The following is a 19,570-nucleotide window of genomic DNA, read 5'->3' as shown; positions in this document are numbered from 1 at the left end:
TTACTTATGTTGTACAAACTTAACCATTAAGTTTGCAATTGTATGTTGCTCCTGTTCATCAGCAACTTTCCAAAGCTCAGCTAATAATTTCTCTTGGTCATTGCGCCCTTCTACTTCATTAGCAAGGTAGTCGCCAACACGAAATGCCATATCTGATACCGCACCGCCGTCTAAACCTTTTCCTTGCGCTTGCTCTAAACGATCTCCTAAAAAGCTCTTCCACTGATCAAAATTATCTAATACTGACATAATTAAGCACCTCACTATTGAGTAATAAAATCATCCTTAATTTGTGCAACTGTTCATTTTTTATGTAAGAAATTTTTAGCAGTGCCAACCGCCATTCACTCCGATGATTTGTCCAGTTATGTATGATGCTCCTGGTGATACGAGGAATGAAACTGTTTTTGCTACTTCTTCTGGTAATCCTATTCTACCTAATGGTATATCTTCAGCAATTCCCATTTTATCTTCTTCAGAAAAAACACTTAACATTTCCGTTTCAATTGCTCCTGGTGCTACTGCATTCACACGTAATCCACTTAAAGAAACTTCTTTCGCTAAAGCTTTCACATATGAATTTTGCGCCCCTTTTACCATTGAATACAGCACTTCACAAGAAGCCCCTATTTGTCCCCATATAGATGAAATAATTACAATATTACCACTTCTCCTCCCGATCATAGGCGGAAGTGCCATTGAAAGTAATTTATATACGTTCTTCACTTGAAGTTCTACCATATAACCCAATTCTTCGTTTGTTACATCTGTTACTAGTCCAAAAATACTCTTCCCAGCTGCGTATACAATAACATCAATAGGGTGTTCAATTTGTCCCCACAATTGCTCCGCTCCATCACTAGAAGCCAAATTCGCTTGAACAGGGATAACTTCTCCCCATGCTTTCTGCAATTCCAATACCTTTCCTTCACTGTTATTGTAATGAACATAAACTGTATATCCATCTTGAATTAATTGTTTCGAAATAGCAGAGCCAATCCCTCCGCTCCCTCCAGTTACTAACGCATACTTTTTCATAAATTCCCTCTCTTATCTCTACAAGTTCAATTTTCACACAACTAAATAATACCCTCATCTTACAATTTTTCAATGATAAGATGAGGGTATCTTTAAAATGTTATTTTTTCGGTAACACCTGACAAACACTCATTTTTTCTTCTGATAACAATAATTTTGCTACTTCTTGTAAGTCTTGAACCGTCAGCCCTTCTAATACAGTCAATGCATCAAATAGACTAGATTCATTAAACGCATATCGTGTAAATTGATTTGCAATATATTCTGGTGAATTCAACGAGCGTAAAAAACCACCAATTTTCTTTTTCTTCACTCGTTCTAATGCCGCCGCATCTAATTGATCATAATCTGTTTTTAATAAAATATCTTTTAAACGATCTGCCAATTCATCAGGTTGTTTCGTATCACCACCAACCATTGCAAAACCGAAGTTATTTTCTTCTGTATAGTCATACGAGAATGAATCATCAATAAGTCCTTCATTATATAAAGCTTCGTAATGAACAGAACTTTTTCCAAATAAATAATCTAAGAGTAACGTAAGCGCAATTTCTTGTTTTAAAAGCGCTTGCCCCTTTTCTTTTAAATTAGTCGCTTTAATACCAACTAAACATTTCGGTGTTTGCACAGGCATTGAAATAATTTTTTTCTTTTCATTTACCTCATTTGGTTCCTCTTCAAATGAACGCACAATTTCTGGCTGGTTTTTATAATCTTTTTCCGCTTGATTTTCACGTACTAAATCCATTGTTTTCTCTGGATCAATTGCACCCACAACAAATAATAACATATTGCTCGGATGATAAAATGTTTCATAACATTCATATAATAAATCTTTCGTAATTTTACTAATAGATTCGATTGTGCCTGCAATATCAATTTTAATTGGGTGTTTTACAAACAAGCTATCAATTAACCCAAAGTACAAACGCCAATCTGGGTTATCTTGATACATTTGAATTTCTTGCCCAATAATCCCCTTCTCTTTTTCAACTGTTTTTTCAGAGAAATAAGGCTCTTGCACGAAGTTTAGCAATGTATTTAAATTTTGTTCTACGTTTGAAGTACATGAAAAAAGGTAAGCTGTTCGTGTGAAGGATGTAAAAGCATTTGCCGATGCTCCTTGTTTACTAAACAATTGGAAAGCATCGTGATCTTCTTTTTCAAATAATTTATGCTCAAGAAAATGTGCAATCCCATCAGGCACACGAATCATTTCTTCTTTCCCCAATGGTACAAATGTATTATCTACTGAACCATATTTCGTCGTAAACGTCGCAAATGTTTTATTAAATCCTTGTTTCGGTAAAACATATACATCTAATCCATTAGGAAGTTTTTCATAATAGAGTGTTTCTTTTAATTGCCCATAAACAATTTTTTCCATTTACTCTCCCTCCGTTCCTTGTAAAAAGTAAATTGTATCTAGTTCAATATTTTTAGCTACTTTTACAATTTCTTCTTTTGTTACACTTTCTATACCTGTAAGCCATTCTTCAACTGGACGTGTACGATCTGAAATAATACCATGATATAGCATTTCTACAAATCCACGCGGTGTATCAATCGCCTCTAATATTTGATTTTGGATGACACTTTTTGTTTGATGTATTTCTTCTTCAGAAAACTCTCCGTTTTGCATCGCAAGCATTTGTTCTTTAATAATCTCAACTGCTTTTTCATAATTTTTCGCTTCGATTCCTGACATAACAAATAATAAACCTTTATGACTTTCAAAGCGCGATGCTGCATAGTACGCTAAACTATTTTTTTCACGCACATTTACGAATAACTTCGAATGAGAAAAACCACCAAACAATCCATTGAACAATTGCAATGCAAAATAATCTTCATCTTTATATGTGACAAATGTACGATAACCGATGTGTAATTTACTTTGTTTTAATTCTTGTTTTTCAACAACTTCTTTTTCTTCATTATTTCGTCTATGAAGGAGTACATTTCTTTCTCTCACTGGACGAGCTGAAATAGAAAAATACTTACTTACAAGATCAACGGCGTTTTCTGAAATATCACCAATAATATATAGATCCATCTCATCTTCTGCTAACACCTTTTGATAATATTGATACAGACTTTCATTTGTAATAGACGTAACACTCTCTTTTTTTCCATTTGCACTTAAACGATACGGTTCTACTTTGCACATTTCTTCAATTAAACGCTCGTTTGCATAACGCATTTTATCATCATAAGTAGCTTCAATTCTCTGTAACAGTGCTCTTTTTTCACTTTCTACGATAGAAGATAGGAAACCGTTCCCCTCGGTTGCTGGATGTAACACAATATCAGACAACATAGAAAGCGCTTTTTCAAATAACGGTGGTGCATCATGTAAATAAACTTCATTTGCAATGTCTACATAAATGGAGATAATATGGTCTTCCCCTTTTTTACTTACATCTACCGCTAAAGAAGACCCGTATAATTCTTCTAAATATTGACGAAGACGAATTACAGAAGGTAATTTTTCTGTGGCACTTTGCAATACGTATGGCAATAGGGCACGCTCTGTCACCGTCTCCTCATTTAAAGGCGCTTTAAAACGAAATACAAAGGTATTCGTTTTATATTTATCAGTCGGAATAATATGTACGCGCAAACCACCTAACTCATGTAGTTGTTGTTCCATTAGTTTCATTTATAGCCCTCCTTTACGTATATAGGAATATTCCTCTTCAATATACAGTTTTTAGAAATAAAAAATCAACTTTTCTCCCTTATTATGCTTACATATGATTCTTTCTAAAAACTTTAATATGTAAGGAACATAGTAAAATTCCGTATTAAATATATTCTATGTAAAAAAGCCCACACTAATGTGCGAGCTTTTTTATACTTATAAAATACTTATCGTTTTCCTTTTTCATAAGGAGTTCCTAATGCTTTCGGAGCTTCAGAACGACCTACAAAACCAACAAGCGCTAATATTGTGAATACATATGGTAATATCGTTAATAAAACACTTGGAATTTGATCTAATACAGGAATTGTTCCGCCCGTTACACTAAGAGATTGCGCAAAACCAAAGAATAGAGCTGCACCTAGTGCGCCTAGTGGATTCCACTTTCCAAAAATCATAGCAGCTAAAGCTAAGAAACCTTGTCCTGTAATAGTTGCCCCTGAGAAGTTATTAGAAATTGACATTGCAAAAATCGCTCCACCAATTCCAGCAAACACTCCTGAAATACAGACTCCAATATAGCGCATTTTATATACGTTAATCCCCATCGTATCCGCTGCCATTGGGTGTTCACCAACAGCACGTAGACGAAGACCGAACGGTGTTTTATAAATAACATACCAAACAACGAATGCTAAAATAATGGCAATATACGACGTTATTGGTACATTCGAGAAAAATATTTTCCCTAAAACCGGAATATCCGAAAGGCCTGGAATATCAATCTTTTCAATACGATACTGAATAAAGTCAGTCTGCCCTTTATCAAAAATCTTCTTAATTGCAAATACCGTTAAACCAAGAGATAAGAAGTTAATTGCTACACCACTTACAACTTGATCTGCTCGGAATGTAATAGAAGCTACCGCATGAAGTAATGCAAATAATCCACTACCAATTGCCGCAAATAATAACGCAATCCACGGGGTCATCGTTCCCCAAGTATCACCCATTAATAAGTTTGTAACAACTCCAATAAATGCACCAAATAGCATTAGTCCTTCTAATCCGATATTTACAACACCCGATCGTTCACTAAATACTCCACCTAGTGCTGTGAAAATGATAGGTGCCGATGTATATAACGTACCTGTCACAAGAATGGCTAATATATCTAAAAAGCTCATTTATTTCCCCTCCTTGCTCATGCGTGTAAGCGCCCATCTTAACACATAACTACATGCAACAAAGAAGATGATACATGCAATAATTACATTAATAAGCTCTGATGGTACATCTGCCTCAAAGTTCATTTGAGGGGAAGCACTTTTCAAACCACCAAATAATAAAGCTGAAAGGATTATACCAAACGGATTATTCCCTCCAAGTAATGCTACGGCAATCCCATCAAATCCTACTCCTGTAAACGAAGACATCGCGGTCATACTCTGGAATGTTCCTAATCCTTCCATCGCTCCACCAATCCCCGCAAATGCACCAGCAATTGTCATGGAGAATACTACATTACGAGAAACTTTCATACCTGCATATTGAGAAGCATGCTGATTAAATCCTACCGACTTTAATTCGTAGCCTAAAGTTGTTCGATCTAATAAGAACCACATTAAAATAGCGATTAATATTGCTACAATAATTCCCCAGTGAAGACGCGAACCATCAGTAATGCTAGCAAGCCAGTCTGAAGATAGTGATGCACTCTCTTTAATGTCATACGTTTTATCATTACCTTCATGTAAAAAGCGCTTAATGATGTCATATGTTACATATAATGCGATATAGTTCATCATAATTGTTACAATAACCTCATTAACTTGAAACTTTCCTTTTAAATATCCAGGAATGAAGCCCCAAATTCCTCCTACCAATGCTGCGAATAAAATAGATAATGGAATATGAAGGAAAGCTGGTAGTGAAACTGCATAACCGAACCAAACCGCTGCAAGCCAACCAACTAGCAATTGACCCTCTACCCCGATATTAAATAAACCTGTACGAAATGCAAACGCCACTGATAAACCAGCAAGAATAAGCGGTATCATTGTACGAAGCGTTTCACCAATCGCACTTGCGCTACCGAACATCCCTGTCCAAAGTGCACTATAACCTACAATTGGATCATAACCACTAACTAACATTACAATCGCTCCGACAAGTAAGCCAAAAATAACGGATAGTACTGGGACTAAAATATTTATCGTTCGTTCTGTTAAAAGTTTTTTAGCCATTTGTACCCACCTGCTCCTTCTTTGTTCCCCCAGCCATTAACAATCCAAGCTGTTGTTCATTCGTTTCTTTCGCATCAACTATTGCTACAATTTTCCCTTCATAAATAACAGCAATTCGATCGCTAACATTTAAGATTTCATCTAACTCTAGTGATAAAAGTAATACACCTTTCCCTTTATCCCTTTGCTCTATTAATCTCTTATGAATAAATTCAATTGCTCCTACATCTAAACCACGTGTTGGCTGTGCTGCGATTAATAAATCTGGATCACGGTCTACTTCACGTGCAATAATTGCTTTTTGTTGATTTCCCCCAGATAGAGCGCGTGCTAAAGTTTGCTCACTAGGTGTACGTACATCAAACTGTTCAATAAGAGCCTTTGCTTTTTCTGTAATTTTGCTGAAATTTAAAATCCCTTTCTTTGAAAACGGATTCTTATAGTACGTTTGCAGAACTATATTATCTCTAACAGAAAAATCAAGGACGAGTCCGTGTTTATGACGATCTTCTGGAATATGACCAATTCCTTCTTCTGTTATTCTTCTAACAGGCCAATTTGTTATTTCTTTCCCTTTAATTGCAATAGAACCTGACTCAACTTTTCGTAAACCAGTAATTGCTTCTATTAATTCACTTTGTCCATTTCCATCAATCCCTGCAATCCCAACAATTTCCCCCGCACGAACAGTTAAGTCAAGGCCTTTTACAGCAGGTAGTTGACGTGCATCGTGAACAACAAGATTTGCAATTGAAAGTACCTCTTCTTTTGGTTTCGCGTCTATTTTTTCTGTTTTAAAATTCACTTGACGTCCGACCATTAATTCTGCAAGTTTATTTTCATCCGTATTTGCAACGTCAACCGTTCCAATTCCTTTTCCTTTACGAATAATCGTACAACGATCGCAAACTTCCATAATTTCTTTCAACTTATGTGTAATAAGAACAATAGATTTTCCTTCTTGCACAAGCTTTTTCATAATTTGAATTAGCTCATGAATTTCTTGTGGTGTTAACACAGCTGTCGGTTCATCAAATATTAAAATTTCTGCACCGCGGTAAAGAGTTTTCAAAATCTCAACACGCTGTTGCATACCCACTGAAATATCCTGTATTTTCGCATATGGATCTACAGCTAAACCGTATTGTTCAGACAGTTTTTGAATTTCTTTAGCAGCTTCCTCAACAGCAATTTTCCCTTTTTTCCTCGGTTCATTTCCGAGAATAATATTCTCTGTAACTGTAAAATTATGAACAAGCATAAAGTGCTGATGAACCATTCCAATACCAAGGTCATTTGCCACATTCGGATTGGTAATATTTACAGACTTTCCTTTAATTTTAATTTCACCTTGTTCTGGTTGGTACAAACCAAATAGTACATTCATCAATGTGGATTTCCCTGCACCATTTTCTCCAAGTAAAGCATGTATCTCACCCTGCTTTACTTGCAGCGTAATATCATCATTCGCTACAATGCCTGGGAATACTTTCGTAATGTTATTCATCTCAATTACGTATTCCATTGTGTTCCTCCTTTTAACAGGGAACATTCCCTATTACACTATTAACTTATTAAGCAATTCGGAAGTTTTATACATACAAAGGTTAGTTCTATGAACTAACCTTTGCTATTTCTCTATTTATTTTTTTAGAGAAGCTTCATATTCTTTATACTCTTTATCTGTAGCCGGTACTTTAATTTCACCGTCTGTAATTTTCTTTTCAAATTCTTCTACTTTTGTTAAAATTTCAGGGTTAACTTTTTTCACGTTATCAGTTGTTTTTGAAATACCAATACCGTCATCTTTTAAACCAAACGCTTCTACTTTACCGCCTTTTAACTTACCGTCTTTCGCTTCTTGCGCTACTTTTTCAACAGCGATATCTACACGTTTTACCATTGAAGTTAATGTTACGTTTTCAGGCATACCTTCTTGGTTTTGATCACGGTCAACACCGATTACCCAAACATTTTCACCTTTTTTCTTACGGTTTTTCGCTTCAGTGAATACACCGTTACCTGTACCACCAGCAGCATGATAAATTACGTCTACGCCTTGACCATACATTGCTGATGCAAGAACTGTACCTTTTTCAGGTTTATCGAATGCTTCTGCATATTCAGATACGATTTCAATGTTTGGATTTACTGCTTTTGCACCCGCTTTAAATCCATTTTCGAATTTACTAATTAAATCACTCTTCATCCCACCAACAAATCCTACTTTATTCGATTTTGTTGACATAGCTGCTACCGCACCTACAAGGAATGAACCTTCATGATCTTTAAATGTAATGCTCGTTACGTTTGGTGCATCTACTACAGTATCAACGATTGCAAATTGTTGTTTTGGAGATTCTTTTGCTACTTCTTTAATTGCACCTTCTAATTTATAACCAATTCCGAAAGATAAATCATACTTATCTTTTGAAAATTTCTTTAAGTTTGGAATATAATCCGCTTCTTTTTCAGACTGTAGGTAACGATAATTTGTCTTTTCCTTTAATCCGTTATCTTTACCAAACTTTTTTAGTCCTTCCCAAGACGATTGGTTGAACGATTTGTCATCAACGCCCCCAACATCCGTTACCATACCGACCTTGAAGTCTTTCGTGTCTTTCTTATCACTGCTTGCCTTATCCGAGTTACCACATGCACCTAAAACTGTACTTGCTGCTAATGTTAATGATAATAAAAGACCTGCTTTTTTCTTCATACTAGAAACCCCTCCAAAAATGATATATATTTTTTTATTCTTTCGCTGCTGTCCCTTACTTCTTGCTGTCACCTCCCTAAAAAGGAACTTACCTACATACGCTTTCTTAATACGTGGAAGCTAAACTTATCAGCTCTAAAGTAATTGATAGAATATAAGATTGGCTCATCATTTTGATCATAGTGCATTTGTTTTAATACAAGCAGTGCTGTTTCAGGCTCACATTCTAAAATCGGTGAGATTTTAGGGTGATAGCCAATTGGCTCAATGTGAGCAACCGCATATGTTATGCGCTTATGCGTGTTATTATGTATCACCGTTAATAATGACTCCTCATTGTAACCCGATAAATCTGGCAATATTTCTTTTGCAAGTTTATCGATACAATATACAACAGGTTCCCCATCTGCTGTACGCACGCGTTCAATCATCACTGCATTGAAACCATCTTCACTATTAAACTTCTCTTTTTCCTCTTCTGTTAAAGTTGTAGTAGATGATGATAAAAAGATCGTTCCTGGTGTTTTCCCCACACTAGAAATCATATCTGTAATACTAGAAAGTTGTTCTATTCCAGAAGAAAATAATGGCTTTGCATTTACAAATGTCCCTACACCATGTCTACGAATGACAACATTTTCTTCTTCTAAAATACGTAACGCTTCCCTTAAAGTCGCTCTACTTACGCCAAGTTCTTTCGCTAAATCAAACTCTGATGGTAACTTTTGTCGTTCTTTATAAGCCCCATCTTTAATTTTTTCTTTGATGTGATCAATCACCCGTAAATATAGGTGACGACTATCGGATTTTACTGACATAAGACTCCCCCGCATTTCAATTATTCGACCTCTGATGTAAGACTTCTTTTCTCTTTTTTCAACTTACAACATAGTACAAATGACTAACCACTAAAAATAAGCACAATTGTCGAATAAATAATAATAATTTTTTAAAATGAAATTTTCACTCTTTACTGTATAAAAAAAACTTTGCACCATAAACATTCCTCATTTCGAGAAAAAGTTCGGCACAAAGATCCTTTACATCCTTTGTTACACACTTTTCCCCTCATAGTCTAGCAATTCATGGTTGCCAGGTAGAAACTTATGGACCTTATCTCCAAGATTATATGAGGCAGTGATTCTTTTCGAAGTAATCTTACCACTTGCTCTCATACGTGTCAACAAAATCCAACATTTTTCTGCATTAAATATCGAACATTTACATAAAACATACTCAAAGTATTCGTATTCTAAAGATACCCTCTAAATGTAAGCCCTTTCTTTATTGCTGAGTATAGTATATAACAAAAACACTATATAAAAAAGCCTAATTGTAAAAACAATTAGGCTTTTTTTAAGAACTTTTTTCTTGTACATCATTAATGAGTACTTCTCTCGGTTTACTACCTTCATATGGACCTACTACACCATTCATTTCCATTGCATCAATTAGACGAGCAGCTCGCGTATAACCTACTCTAAACCTACGTTGTAGCATAGAAACAGATGCTGTTTGCATTTCCACTACAAGTTGAACCGCTTCATCATATAATTCATCTTCTACTTCCTGCTTCGTATCAGGAACATCTTGCGGAATCATATCTTCTTGATATTGTGCTTTTTGCTGTCCAATAACATATTCTACAACTCTCTCAACTTCATCATCTGATAAAAATGCACCTTGTACACGTACAGGTTTCGATGCACCAATTGGTATAAACAGCATGTCGCCACGACCTAGTAGCTTCTCTGCACCACCACCGTCAAGAATTGTACGAGAATCTGTTTGAGAAGATACAGCGAATGCAATACGTGATGGAATATTCGCTTTAATAACACCCGTAATAACGTCAACTGACGGACGTTGCGTTGCAATAATTAAATGAATACCAGCAGCACGAGCCATTTGCGCTAGACGCATAATCGCATCCTCTACATCAGACGAAGCAACCATCATTAAATCTGCTAACTCGTCCACAATTACTACAATATACGGTAATTCGGGTTGTTTCGCTTCTGATTGACTATTATGCTCTTTTATATAATCGTTGTATCCTTCAATGTTACGTGTACCACTATGAGCAAACAATTCATAACGACGTTCCATCTCACTCACAACTTTTTTCAATGCTTGCGATGCTTTTTTCGGATCAGTTACAACTGGTGTTAACAAATGAGGCACACCGTTATATACATTTAACTCTACCATTTTCGGGTCAATCATCATTAATTTTACTTCATGTGGTTTTGCACGCATTAAAATACTAACAATAATACCGTTAATACATACACTTTTCCCGCTCCCTGTCGCACCAGCTACGAGTAAATGGGGCATTTTATTTAAACGGGCTAATACAGCTTCACCTGTAATATCTCGGCCAAGACCAATTAACAACTTCTCTTCCGGATGATTGTTAGCCTTAGAATCAAGAACTTCCCTCAGCGTTACCATCGAAACTTCTGAGTTCGGAACTTCGATCCCTACAGCTGATTTCCCGGGAATTGGCGCCTCAATACGAATGTCCTTTGCAGCTAATGCAAGGGCTAAATCATCACTTAAACTGACAATTTTGCTTACCTTTACCCCCATATCAGGATACACTTCATATTTTGTAACTGCAGGACCTCTATGCACTTTTGTTACTTTCGCTTTCACTCCGAAACTTTGGAATGTACGTTCTAATTTACGAGCATTCTCATAAATTTCCGCATTTTCATTTGTAACTTGCTTATTCTTTGGAAATTTTAATATATCAAGTGAAGGAAGCTTGTAATCTTTATTTTCTACATTTGAAAATTGCATAGGAGGTGCTTGCGCTTCACTCTCTAACGATTCAACGATTTTTTCTCCACGCTTTTTCTTTGATTCTTCAATTGGTGGAGTCTCTTCAATAAACGGTGAAGTGATCAAATCTTCTTGCTCTACTTCAATTCGTTTATCCTCTTCTTCATTTGCAGGATAATTCTCAGTGAAATTTGAAATAATTGGCGGATCAATTTGGATTTCTTCCATCGGCTCAATCACTTCTTCTTGTTCTGCAGCACGTTTGCTTCTTGTACTTCTTGTTGTTTTTTTCTTTTCTGTTTGTTCAGCCGTTCTTTTGGATCTCCAATCTTTATAATCCACTTGCATCACTTGAAATTGACTTCTAAGAATTCTACCAACTGGAGCTAACACTTCTCCAATATGTTTATTTGTTATACAAAGTACCCCGAGAATAACTAAAATAATCCCAATGATATAGGCTCCTACTTCGTCGAATAGGAAGTAACATGTCGCGAACATAAGCGCACCAAACATACCACCGCCTAAATGAACGCTATCTGGCCCTTTTTTCATTTCAAGAAAGAAGTTATCTTTCGTACTCACAATAACAGAAGTATTTTGCACTGCTCCATCTTTTGTAAGAAGGTTAAATAATGTAATATGACTAAACATTAATATTGCCAATACAATTAAATAAAATCCAATTAACCGTTTATTTAAAAGGTTCGGCCATCCGCGTTTTATAACAAAGGAAACCGATAAAGCTATTACACCTAACACACCAATTATGTACCACTCACCAAAGAAGAAGCGAAAAAATAACACAAACGATTTCCCTACAACGCCTAGCTGTAAAATCGTAATGATTGAAAGTGCAAAAAGAGTTAAACCGACGATTTCATAATACAAAGTTGGCTTTATCGTACGTCTTGCCTTTGCCTTCGTCCCTCTTTGCTTTTGTTTTGCCATTTCTTCACCTCGTGTTCTACATATAAGTAAAGCTCCCCTAAAAATGCTCTATTTATATGTCTGTTTTCTCTATTTTTCAGGTCTTTATATCTTCTATTTTTACACTTCTTGTAAAATGCTAAATAAACAGAAGAAAGCAGCCTACTCATGGCTGCTCAACCGTCTTGTTTTTTATATTATACCATAGCTTCTAAACAAAATCCTTCTTTTTGCTAAAAGGTTATTTTCTGACCGGGCTCAAACTCTAAATAGTGAAGTGGGTCCGTACTTAGCACACGTACAATAGAATAACACCCATGTTCCTCTTCAGAAACCATTAATTCCACACCATTTATATTTACAACTTTTTGACTTTCACATTGTGAATAATCGGCCGGATACACAAGTTGCTCTGGCATAATTGTATATAAAATCATTGTAACATTGTCCCTTCTGCACTACCTTCCGCGCGAACATCTATTAATTCGTTTAATTTTCGAATCGCATTTCCAATACCACCAACATCATCTATAAGACCGTACTTTACTGCATCTCCACCAATTACATTCGTCCCAATATCTCGCGTTAAATTTCCTTTCGCAAACATAAGCTCTTTAAAACGATCCTCTGTTACTTTCGAGTGCTTCGTCACAAAACGAATAACTCTTTCTTGCATCTTATCCAAATACTCAAATGTTTGCGGCACACCTATGACAAGACCTGTTAAACGAATTGGATGAATTGTCATCGTCGCAGTTTCCGCAATAAACGAATAGTCAGTAGAAACAGCAATCGGTACACCGATGGAATGTCCCCCACCTAAAACTAGAGATACTGTTGGTTTTGAAAGTGAAGCTACCATTTCTGAAATTGCTAGTCCAGCTTCAACGTCACCTCCAACCGTATTTAATATTAAAAGCAAACCTTCAATTTTCGGATTTTGTTCAATCGCAACAATTTGCGGAATGATATGCTCGTATTTTGTTGTTTTATTTTGCGGCGGTAATTGAACATGACCTTCCACTTGTCCGATAATCGTTAAACAATGAATACGTGATTCATTCATCTGTGGTACATTTGTCTGTCCAAGCTGTTGAATTTTTTCTACTATTGAAGCCTCTTTTCCAGCTTCTTTTGGCTCAGTTTCTTTTTCTTCATTTGTATATCGATCACGTTCTGTCATTTCGCATCCCCTTTCACTCGTATATAACTATTATTTCTTAAGTTATAAATTTCATTCGATAGGGTTAAAAAGAAAAAAAAGATCACCCATAAGGGTGATCTTTTTTATACTTCCATAATAATCGGTAAAATCATAGGTTTTCTCTTTGTCTCTTCGTACAAGAACTGTCCTAATAATTCACGAATATTTTGTTTTAACATTGACCATTCAATCGAATATTCTTTAATTGACTGCTCAACAATCATACGTACAATCTCTGTAGATCGTTCAATTAACGCTTCTGACTCACGAACATATACGAAACCACGTGAAATGATTTCTGGACCAGAGATAATTTTCTTTTCATCTTTACCAAGCGTTACAACTACTACTAATATTCCATCTTGAGATAACATCTTTCTATCTCGAAGAACGATATTACCAACGTCACCTACACCTAATCCATCAATTAAAACATTACCAGCTTGTACTTTACCGACTAAGTTCGCTTCATCGTCACCAAAAGCAATTACATCGCCTTTTTCTACGATAAAGATATTTTCTCTTGTAATACCTACATCTTCAGCTAAATACGCATGTGCTTTTTGCATACGGAACTCACCATGTACGGGTACAAAGTACTTCGGTTTCATTAAATTTAACATTAATTTTAATTCTTCTTGGCTACCGTGACCTGAAACATGAACTTTTCTTTCGCCGTAATAAACAACTTCAGCTCCAGCTCTAAATAACAAATCAATAATTTTTGATACAGATATTTCATTACCCGGAATTGGCGAAGCAGCAATGATAACAGTATCACCTTTACGAATTGAAATTTGTTTATGTGCTTGTTTTGCCATTCTAGATAGAGCAGCCATCGGTTCACCTTGACTACCTGTCGTTAAAATAGCTACCTTTTTCTCTGGGAAGTTGTCTACTTCTTGTAATGAAATAACCATACCTTCTGGAACATCTAAATAACCAAGACGTCTTGCAATGTCTACTACTTTCACCATACTACGTCCTACTACCGCTACTTTTCGCCCTGTTTCGGCAGCTGCATCAAATACTTGTTGAATACGATGTACATTCGATGCAAATGAAGCAACGATAATACGACCTTCTGCGCCGTAGAACACTTTAGAAATTTCTACACCAACTTCTTTTTCAGAACCTGTATAACCTGGGCGCTCTGCGTTTGTACTATCAGATAATAAGCAAAGTACGCCTTCATTTCCAATTTGAGCCATTTTCCCAAGGTCTGCTCCACTATTTCCAATTGGAGTTTGATCGAATTTAAAGTCTCCTGTATATACGATTGCACCTTTTGATGTATGGAAACAAACACCAACAGAATCTGGAATACTATGTGTCGTTCCAAAGAATGACACCGTTGTAGTATTAAACTCTACTGTTGAATTTGAATCGATTGTTTTTAAGTCTACACGACCTAACATACCCGCTTCGCCAAGTTTTTCTTGTATAAGTCCTACTGTTAATTTCGTTGCATACACTGGAATAGATAATTTACGAAGTACGTAAACAATACCACCAATATGATCTTCATGACCGTGAGTAATAAATAAACCCTTTACTCGCTCTTGGTTTTCCACTAAATATGTAATATCAGGAATAACGATATCAATTCCAAACATTTCATCTCCCGGGAACATTAACCCTGCATCCACAATAAAGATTTCAGAATCAATTTCAACACAGTACATGTTTTTCCCGATTTCACCTACTCCACCAAGAGCAAATACTTTAACAGACTCATTCTCTTTTCTCTTCATGTTGTTGCCTGGTTTAAAAATCTTGCAAACACTGATTTCACTAAAATTGCAGAGACACCAGGGGAAACTCTACAACCACCATATATTCACCGTCCAAGACGAATGTCCTTACCGTTATGCGATATCATGTCCTTGTTTATTTTTTAAACCAGGTTTCACCTCTCTTTCATTATATAAATCAAATATCTTATTCGATATGATATGAAAATGTAATTAAATTATAATTTTTCCCAATTTTGCTAAGCATACCCGTACTAAGCTACTTAGCCATATTATACCTGATAGAAGAAATAGAACACAAGTTAAATCGTGCGAAAGAAAAAGTAAAAGAAAGGAACAGTACTAAAAGTATATGGCTTATTTCCGCTGCTTTTATACTCCATGTTATTTGAAAAAAAAACCCCTAAACACTTTAAATTACTTTCATTTGATGGATTTCCTAGATTTTTTTCTTGAATTGCACAAAAACACTTATAAAATGAAACTTTTTTTATAGATTACGTCATATTTGAGGCAATTCCTCTAAAAACATAACCGAAAGTATTTCCTGTACTAGCAACTACTTTTCAACAAAATTAAAGATGTAAGATCCTTTTCTTATAAACATTGCATTACATGACAAAAAGCTATGAATTACAAAATCCCGCTAAAAATTTAATAAGGTTAAATTTTTAGCGGGATTTGACAGTCACTATCGAGAACAAGAGGTTGAAACAAAATTAACGAAAGGACCATATCATACTTTAGCCAGTAGAGAACGCATAGCGTAATATACTCGTTTTCAACATAAAATGTTTTCTATATAGGGTCATATACAGACGAGAAAGGCGAGCCTAAAATCATTTTACAAAAGATTCACATTAAAACAGATTCAAACATTTTCATATCAATAAAAAAATGACCTAGTTCCACACTAGGTCATTTTTATTAACGAGGAATAGATTGCATTACAGATTGTAACGTTACTCTTTCTTCTTCTGTTAATGGAAGAAGTGGTAAACGTACAGAACCTACATCTAATCCAACCATTTGTAACGCTGTTTTTACTGGAGTTGGACTTGGCGCCATAAATAACGAATCAGTTACTCTTACAAGTAATTGATGTAATTTTTGCGCCTTCTTAAACTCTCCTGCTTGAAATGCTGTAATCATTTCTTGCATTTCGTTTCCGATGACATGAGATGCTACCGAAACGATACCTTTCGCTCCAACTGCCATAGCCGGTAACGTTAAACCGTCATCACCGCTGTATACCGCAAAGTCGTCCGCTGTTTTTTCAATGATTTCTGTCATTGTTAACACATCGCCGCCGGCATCTTTAATAGCAACAATGTTTTCTATTTCTGATAAACGAACAACTGTATCAACGGAGATTTGTACAATAGATCGTCCTGGAACGTTATATAGCATAACCGGAAGCGGCGTGCTTTCAGCAATTGCTTTAAAATGCTGATACATTCCTTCTTGACTCGGTTTGTTATAATACGGTGCTACTAGCATTACTGCATCCACACCAACTTCTGTTGCCTTTTTAGTTAAGTCAATAGAAGCATGCGTATTATTGCTACCTGTTCCAGCGATTACGGGCACTCTTTTATCGACAACAGATACGACATGGCGATATAACGCTACTTTCTCTTCTGAAGTTAATGTAGGAGATTCGCCTGTCGTTCCTCCTACCACGATTGCTGTTGTACCGTTATCAATTAAATAATTTACCAATTTCGTTGTCTTCGCAAAATCGATATTACCGTTTATATCAAACGGTGTTACCATCGCAGTTGCAATTGTCCCAAAATCTATCATGGTCTCACTCCTTATTGTTCCAGTTGCTTTTCTTTTGAAAGCTCAAACGCACTATGTAATGCATTTACAGCCTCCACTAAATCAGTTTCTTTTACAAGAACCCAAATTGTTGTATGACTATCTGCCGATTGCAGAATTTGAATACCTTTTTCTGCTAAAGCTGTAACGATTTTCGCAGTAACCCCTGGGTATCCTGCCATTCCAGCTCCAACGATAGATACTTTCGCACAATGCTCTGTCACAATTGGCTCATATCCAAGGTTCTTTAATAATTTAACTGCATGACTTGATACATTATCACTCACCGTATATGCTACGCCAGTAGGTGAAATGTTAATTAAATCGACACTGATTCCTTCGTTCGCCATTTCTTTAAACACATGTTGCTGCAAATCATATGCCGTTTCTTTTGCAAGCACTTTAATTTGCGTTACGTTTGATACGTGGGCAATACCTGTAACAGGACGTTCTTCTACATCACGACCTCTTGTAGCACCGTCATATGCTGAAATAAGCGTACCTTCACTCTCAGAATACGTAGAACGTACACGAAGCGGTACTTTTGCATGCATCGCAATTTCAACTGCACGTGGATGAACGACTTTCGCACCTTGATAAGCCATGTTACAAATTTCGTTATACGTTACAGTTTGAAGATGACGTGCATCTTTTACAATACGAGGATCCGCAGTCATAACACCTTCTACATCAGTGAATATATCGATGTATTCAGCATGAAGCGCAACACCTAATGCTGAAGCTGAAGTATCGCTACCTCCGCGTCCAAGTGTTGTCGTATCACCTTTTTTCGTTTGCCCTTGGAATCCTGTAACGACGATTACATCTACATTTTCTAACTCTTCATGTATACGATCGCAATTCATTTCAATAATCTTTGCATTCGTAAAGTCATCATTCGTTACAAAACCAGCTTGTGCACCATTTAATGCTGCTGCTTTTATACCGTTCTCATTCAACATATTAGAGAAAACAATTGCAGAGATTAACTCTCCGCACGATAATAATAAATCTTGCTCACGTTTAGAAATAGTAGATTCCTCTTGATTTACAAGACTTAATAACGTATCCGTTGCATATGGTTCACCTTTACGACCCATAGCAGATACGACAGTAACTACTTTATAACCAGCAGCTAATGATTTTTTTATATGATGAAGCGCATGCTTACGTCCATTGTCATCACGTACTGATGTGCCACCAAATTTTTGAACAATTATTTTCATATTTTGCACCTTCTCTTAGCCGTTTACACTAATTGTAATTTTACTAAGCGCTCTGCAATTTGAACAGAATTCCATGCAGCGCCTTTTAATAAGTTATCAGATACGACCCAAAGATGGAATCCTTTATCGTTATTTAAATCTTTACGGATTCTTCCAACGAATACTTCGTTTTTACCTACTGCAGTAGCTGGCATTGGATATAACTGCTCTTCTGGATTATCTTGCAGAACAATACCTTCCGCATTTGCAAGTAAGCTCTTTAATTCTGCTACTGTTACGCCTTCTTTTTCTACTTCGATGTAAACAGACTCAGAGTGTCCTGATACAACTGGTAAACGTACACATGTTGCCGCTACTTCTAATTCAGGCATATGCATAATTTTTTTCGTTTCGTTAATCATTTTCATTTCTTCAAATGTAAATCCATTATCTTGGAACTTATCAATCTGTGGAATCGCATTAAAAGCAATTGGGAAATGCTTCTTATCACCTGATACAGGAAGAACATTTGCCTTAACTTCTTCGCCATTTAAGATTGCTTGTGATTGTTCATGAAGTTCTTCAATAGCTGCCGCACCAGCACCTGATACAGCTTGATATGTGGAAACGATTACTCGTTTTAAACCATATTGCTGACGAACTGGCTCAAGAGCTACTACCATTTGAATTGTAGAACAGTTTGGATTTGCAATAATGCCATTATGTTCTTTTAAGTCATTTTCATTTACTTCAGGTACAACAAGTGGCACGTTTTCTGTCATACGGAATGCACTTGTATTATCAACAACAATCGCACCGCGTTTTGCTGCTTCTGGCGCTAATTGTTTCGATACAGATCCACCAGCACTAAATAGTGCGATATCTACTCCTTCAAAGCTTTCAGGAGTTGCCTCTTGAACTGTAAATTCTTCGCCTTTAAATACAAGTTTCTTACCTGCAGATCGTTTAGATGAAAGTAACGTTAACTTCCCAATCGGAAATTCTCGTTTCTCTAAAGTATTTAACATTTGTTCACCAACTGCGCCGGTTGCTCCAACTACAGCGACATGAAAAGTTTTTTGCTTTTCCATCACTATGCCCCTTTCTAGATACCAATCCTTCTATAACTTAGAATCAGAAGGAGTATACAATACCCCTTCTAATCTTAATAACGTTAATTTTATCATATTCTACAGTAAGAATGATGGTTTCATCAAAA

General features: G+C 36.1%; 16 protein-coding genes and 1 riboswitch. All 16 genes read right to left on the bottom strand.

Going from position 1 to position 19,570, the window contains the following annotated elements:
- A complete protein-coding gene (locus tag MHI28_RS28260) occupies positions 1-249 on the bottom strand; it encodes a DUF3243 domain-containing protein (RefSeq protein ID WP_000114444.1) in 249 nt (82 codons plus the stop codon).
- Between the two features lie 75 nt (positions 250-324).
- Entirely contained in the window at positions 325-1,038 is a 714-nt protein-coding gene (gene ymfI, locus MHI28_RS28255; protein WP_000759625.1) for an elongation factor P 5-aminopentanone reductase, read from the bottom strand.
- A gap of 100 nt (positions 1,039-1,138) precedes the next feature.
- On the bottom strand, positions 1,139-2,425 hold the full coding sequence (gene yfmH / locus MHI28_RS28250) for an EF-P 5-aminopentanol modification-associated protein YfmH (RefSeq protein ID WP_000411985.1): 1,287 nt from the start codon (positions 2,423-2,425) through the stop codon (positions 1,139-1,141).
- Complete coding sequence (gene yfmF, locus MHI28_RS28245; RefSeq protein ID WP_000772420.1) at positions 2,426-3,700, bottom strand: EF-P 5-aminopentanol modification-associated protein YfmF; 1,275 nt, start codon at positions 3,698-3,700, stop codon at positions 2,426-2,428.
- A gap of 209 nt (positions 3,701-3,909) precedes the next feature.
- Complete coding sequence (locus MHI28_RS28240) at positions 3,910-4,869, bottom strand: ABC transporter permease (RefSeq protein ID WP_000008857.1); 960 nt, start codon at positions 4,867-4,869, stop codon at positions 3,910-3,912.
- Positions 4,870-5,928, bottom strand: a complete 1,059-nt coding sequence (locus MHI28_RS28235; RefSeq protein WP_001085255.1) for an ABC transporter permease — start codon at positions 5,926-5,928, stop codon at positions 4,870-4,872.
- The gene (locus MHI28_RS28230) at positions 5,921-7,453 is read right to left on the bottom strand and encodes an ABC transporter ATP-binding protein (RefSeq protein WP_000456928.1); all 1,533 of its coding nucleotides are present in this window, start codon (positions 7,451-7,453) and stop codon (positions 5,921-5,923) included. The genes MHI28_RS28235 and MHI28_RS28230 overlap by 8 nt, the downstream gene beginning before the upstream one ends.
- 117 nt (positions 7,454-7,570) lie before the next feature.
- Positions 7,571-8,647, bottom strand: coding sequence for a BMP family lipoprotein (locus MHI28_RS28225; RefSeq protein ID WP_000725767.1), 1,077 nt, complete (start codon positions 8,645-8,647; stop codon positions 7,571-7,573).
- 92 nt (positions 8,648-8,739) lie between these two features.
- Positions 8,740-9,465 (bottom strand): GntR family transcriptional regulator, encoded by a 726-nt coding sequence (locus MHI28_RS28220; RefSeq protein ID WP_000114182.1) that lies wholly within the window; start codon positions 9,463-9,465, stop codon positions 8,740-8,742.
- Between the two features lie 233 nt (positions 9,466-9,698).
- Positions 9,699-9,800, bottom strand: a riboswitch (purine riboswitch).
- Positions 9,801-10,003: 203 nt separating this feature from the next.
- Positions 10,004-12,385 carry a DNA translocase FtsK gene (locus tag MHI28_RS28215; protein WP_001118795.1) on the bottom strand — a complete coding sequence of 794 codons (2,382 nt, stop codon included), beginning with the start codon at positions 12,383-12,385 and terminating at the stop codon, positions 10,004-10,006.
- A 212-nt stretch (positions 12,386-12,597) separates the two neighbouring features.
- Positions 12,598-12,801: a YlzJ-like family protein gene (locus tag MHI28_RS28210; RefSeq protein WP_000605020.1), complete on the bottom strand. Its 204-nt coding sequence runs from the start codon at positions 12,799-12,801 to the stop codon at positions 12,598-12,600.
- Positions 12,798-13,547: a translocation-enhancing protein TepA gene (gene tepA, locus MHI28_RS28205; RefSeq protein WP_000139825.1), complete on the bottom strand. Its 750-nt coding sequence runs from the start codon at positions 13,545-13,547 to the stop codon at positions 12,798-12,800. Before tepA ends, MHI28_RS28210 begins: the two co-directional genes overlap by 4 nt.
- A gap of 104 nt (positions 13,548-13,651) precedes the next feature.
- Positions 13,652-15,322, bottom strand: a complete 1,671-nt coding sequence (locus tag MHI28_RS28200; RefSeq protein WP_000823089.1) for a ribonuclease J — start codon at positions 15,320-15,322, stop codon at positions 13,652-13,654.
- A gap of 927 nt (positions 15,323-16,249) precedes the next feature.
- Positions 16,250-17,128: a 4-hydroxy-tetrahydrodipicolinate synthase gene (gene dapA, locus MHI28_RS28195; RefSeq protein ID WP_000564763.1), complete on the bottom strand. Its 879-nt coding sequence runs from the start codon at positions 17,126-17,128 to the stop codon at positions 16,250-16,252.
- A gap of 11 nt (positions 17,129-17,139) precedes the next feature.
- Positions 17,140-18,372, bottom strand: a complete 1,233-nt coding sequence (dapG, locus tag MHI28_RS28190) for an aspartate kinase (RefSeq protein WP_000692456.1) — start codon at positions 18,370-18,372, stop codon at positions 17,140-17,142.
- 23 nt (positions 18,373-18,395) lie between these two features.
- Positions 18,396-19,442: an aspartate-semialdehyde dehydrogenase gene (gene asd, locus MHI28_RS28185; protein WP_000414846.1), complete on the bottom strand. Its 1,047-nt coding sequence runs from the start codon at positions 19,440-19,442 to the stop codon at positions 18,396-18,398.
- Positions 19,443-19,570 lie beyond the last annotated feature (128 nt).

The organism is Bacillus sp. FSL K6-0268 (assembly GCF_038005425.1).
Classification (GTDB): domain Bacteria; phylum Bacillota; class Bacilli; order Bacillales; family Bacillaceae_G; genus Bacillus_A; species Bacillus_A thuringiensis_S.
This window is presented reverse-complemented; position numbering and strand designations above follow the sequence as displayed.

Excerpts from the sequence above, each read along its gene's own strand:
- dapA (WP_000564763.1), bottom strand. The coding sequence starts at position 17,128 with ATGATAGATTTTGGGACAATTGCAACTGCGATGGTAACACCGTTTGAT.
- yfmF (WP_000772420.1), bottom strand. The coding sequence starts at position 3,700 with ATGAAACTAATGGAACAACAACTACATGAGTTAGGTGGTTTGCGCGTA.
- dapG (WP_000692456.1), bottom strand. The coding sequence starts at position 18,372 with ATGAAAATAATTGTTCAAAAATTTGGTGGCACATCAGTACGTGATGAC.
- MHI28_RS28220 (WP_000114182.1), bottom strand. The coding sequence starts at position 9,465 with ATGTCAGTAAAATCCGATAGTCGTCACCTATATTTACGGGTGATTGAT.
- MHI28_RS28230 (WP_000456928.1), bottom strand. The coding sequence starts at position 7,453 with ATGGAATACGTAATTGAGATGAATAACATTACGAAAGTATTCCCAGGC.
- MHI28_RS28200 (WP_000823089.1), bottom strand. The coding sequence starts at position 15,322 with ATGAAGAGAAAAGAGAATGAGTCTGTTAAAGTATTTGCTCTTGGTGGA.
- ymfI (WP_000759625.1), bottom strand. The coding sequence starts at position 1,038 with ATGAAAAAGTATGCGTTAGTAACTGGAGGGAGCGGAGGGATTGGCTCT.
- asd (WP_000414846.1), bottom strand. The coding sequence starts at position 19,442 with ATGGAAAAGCAAAAAACTTTTCATGTCGCTGTAGTTGGAGCAACCGGC.
- yfmH (WP_000411985.1), bottom strand. The coding sequence starts at position 2,425 with ATGGAAAAAATTGTTTATGGGCAATTAAAAGAAACACTCTATTATGAA.
- tepA (WP_000139825.1), bottom strand. The coding sequence starts at position 13,547 with ATGACAGAACGTGATCGATATACAAATGAAGAAAAAGAAACTGAGCCA.
- MHI28_RS28210 (WP_000605020.1), bottom strand. The coding sequence starts at position 12,801 with ATGATTTTATATACAATTATGCCAGAGCAACTTGTGTATCCGGCCGAT.
- MHI28_RS28215 (WP_001118795.1), bottom strand. The coding sequence starts at position 12,385 with ATGGCAAAACAAAAGCAAAGAGGGACGAAGGCAAAGGCAAGACGTACG.
- MHI28_RS28260 (WP_000114444.1), bottom strand. The coding sequence starts at position 249 with ATGTCAGTATTAGATAATTTTGATCAGTGGAAGAGCTTTTTAGGAGAT.
- MHI28_RS28235 (WP_001085255.1), bottom strand. The coding sequence starts at position 5,928 with ATGGCTAAAAAACTTTTAACAGAACGAACGATAAATATTTTAGTCCCA.
- MHI28_RS28225 (WP_000725767.1), bottom strand. The coding sequence starts at position 8,647 with ATGAAGAAAAAAGCAGGTCTTTTATTATCATTAACATTAGCAGCAAGT.
- MHI28_RS28240 (WP_000008857.1), bottom strand. The coding sequence starts at position 4,869 with ATGAGCTTTTTAGATATATTAGCCATTCTTGTGACAGGTACGTTATAT.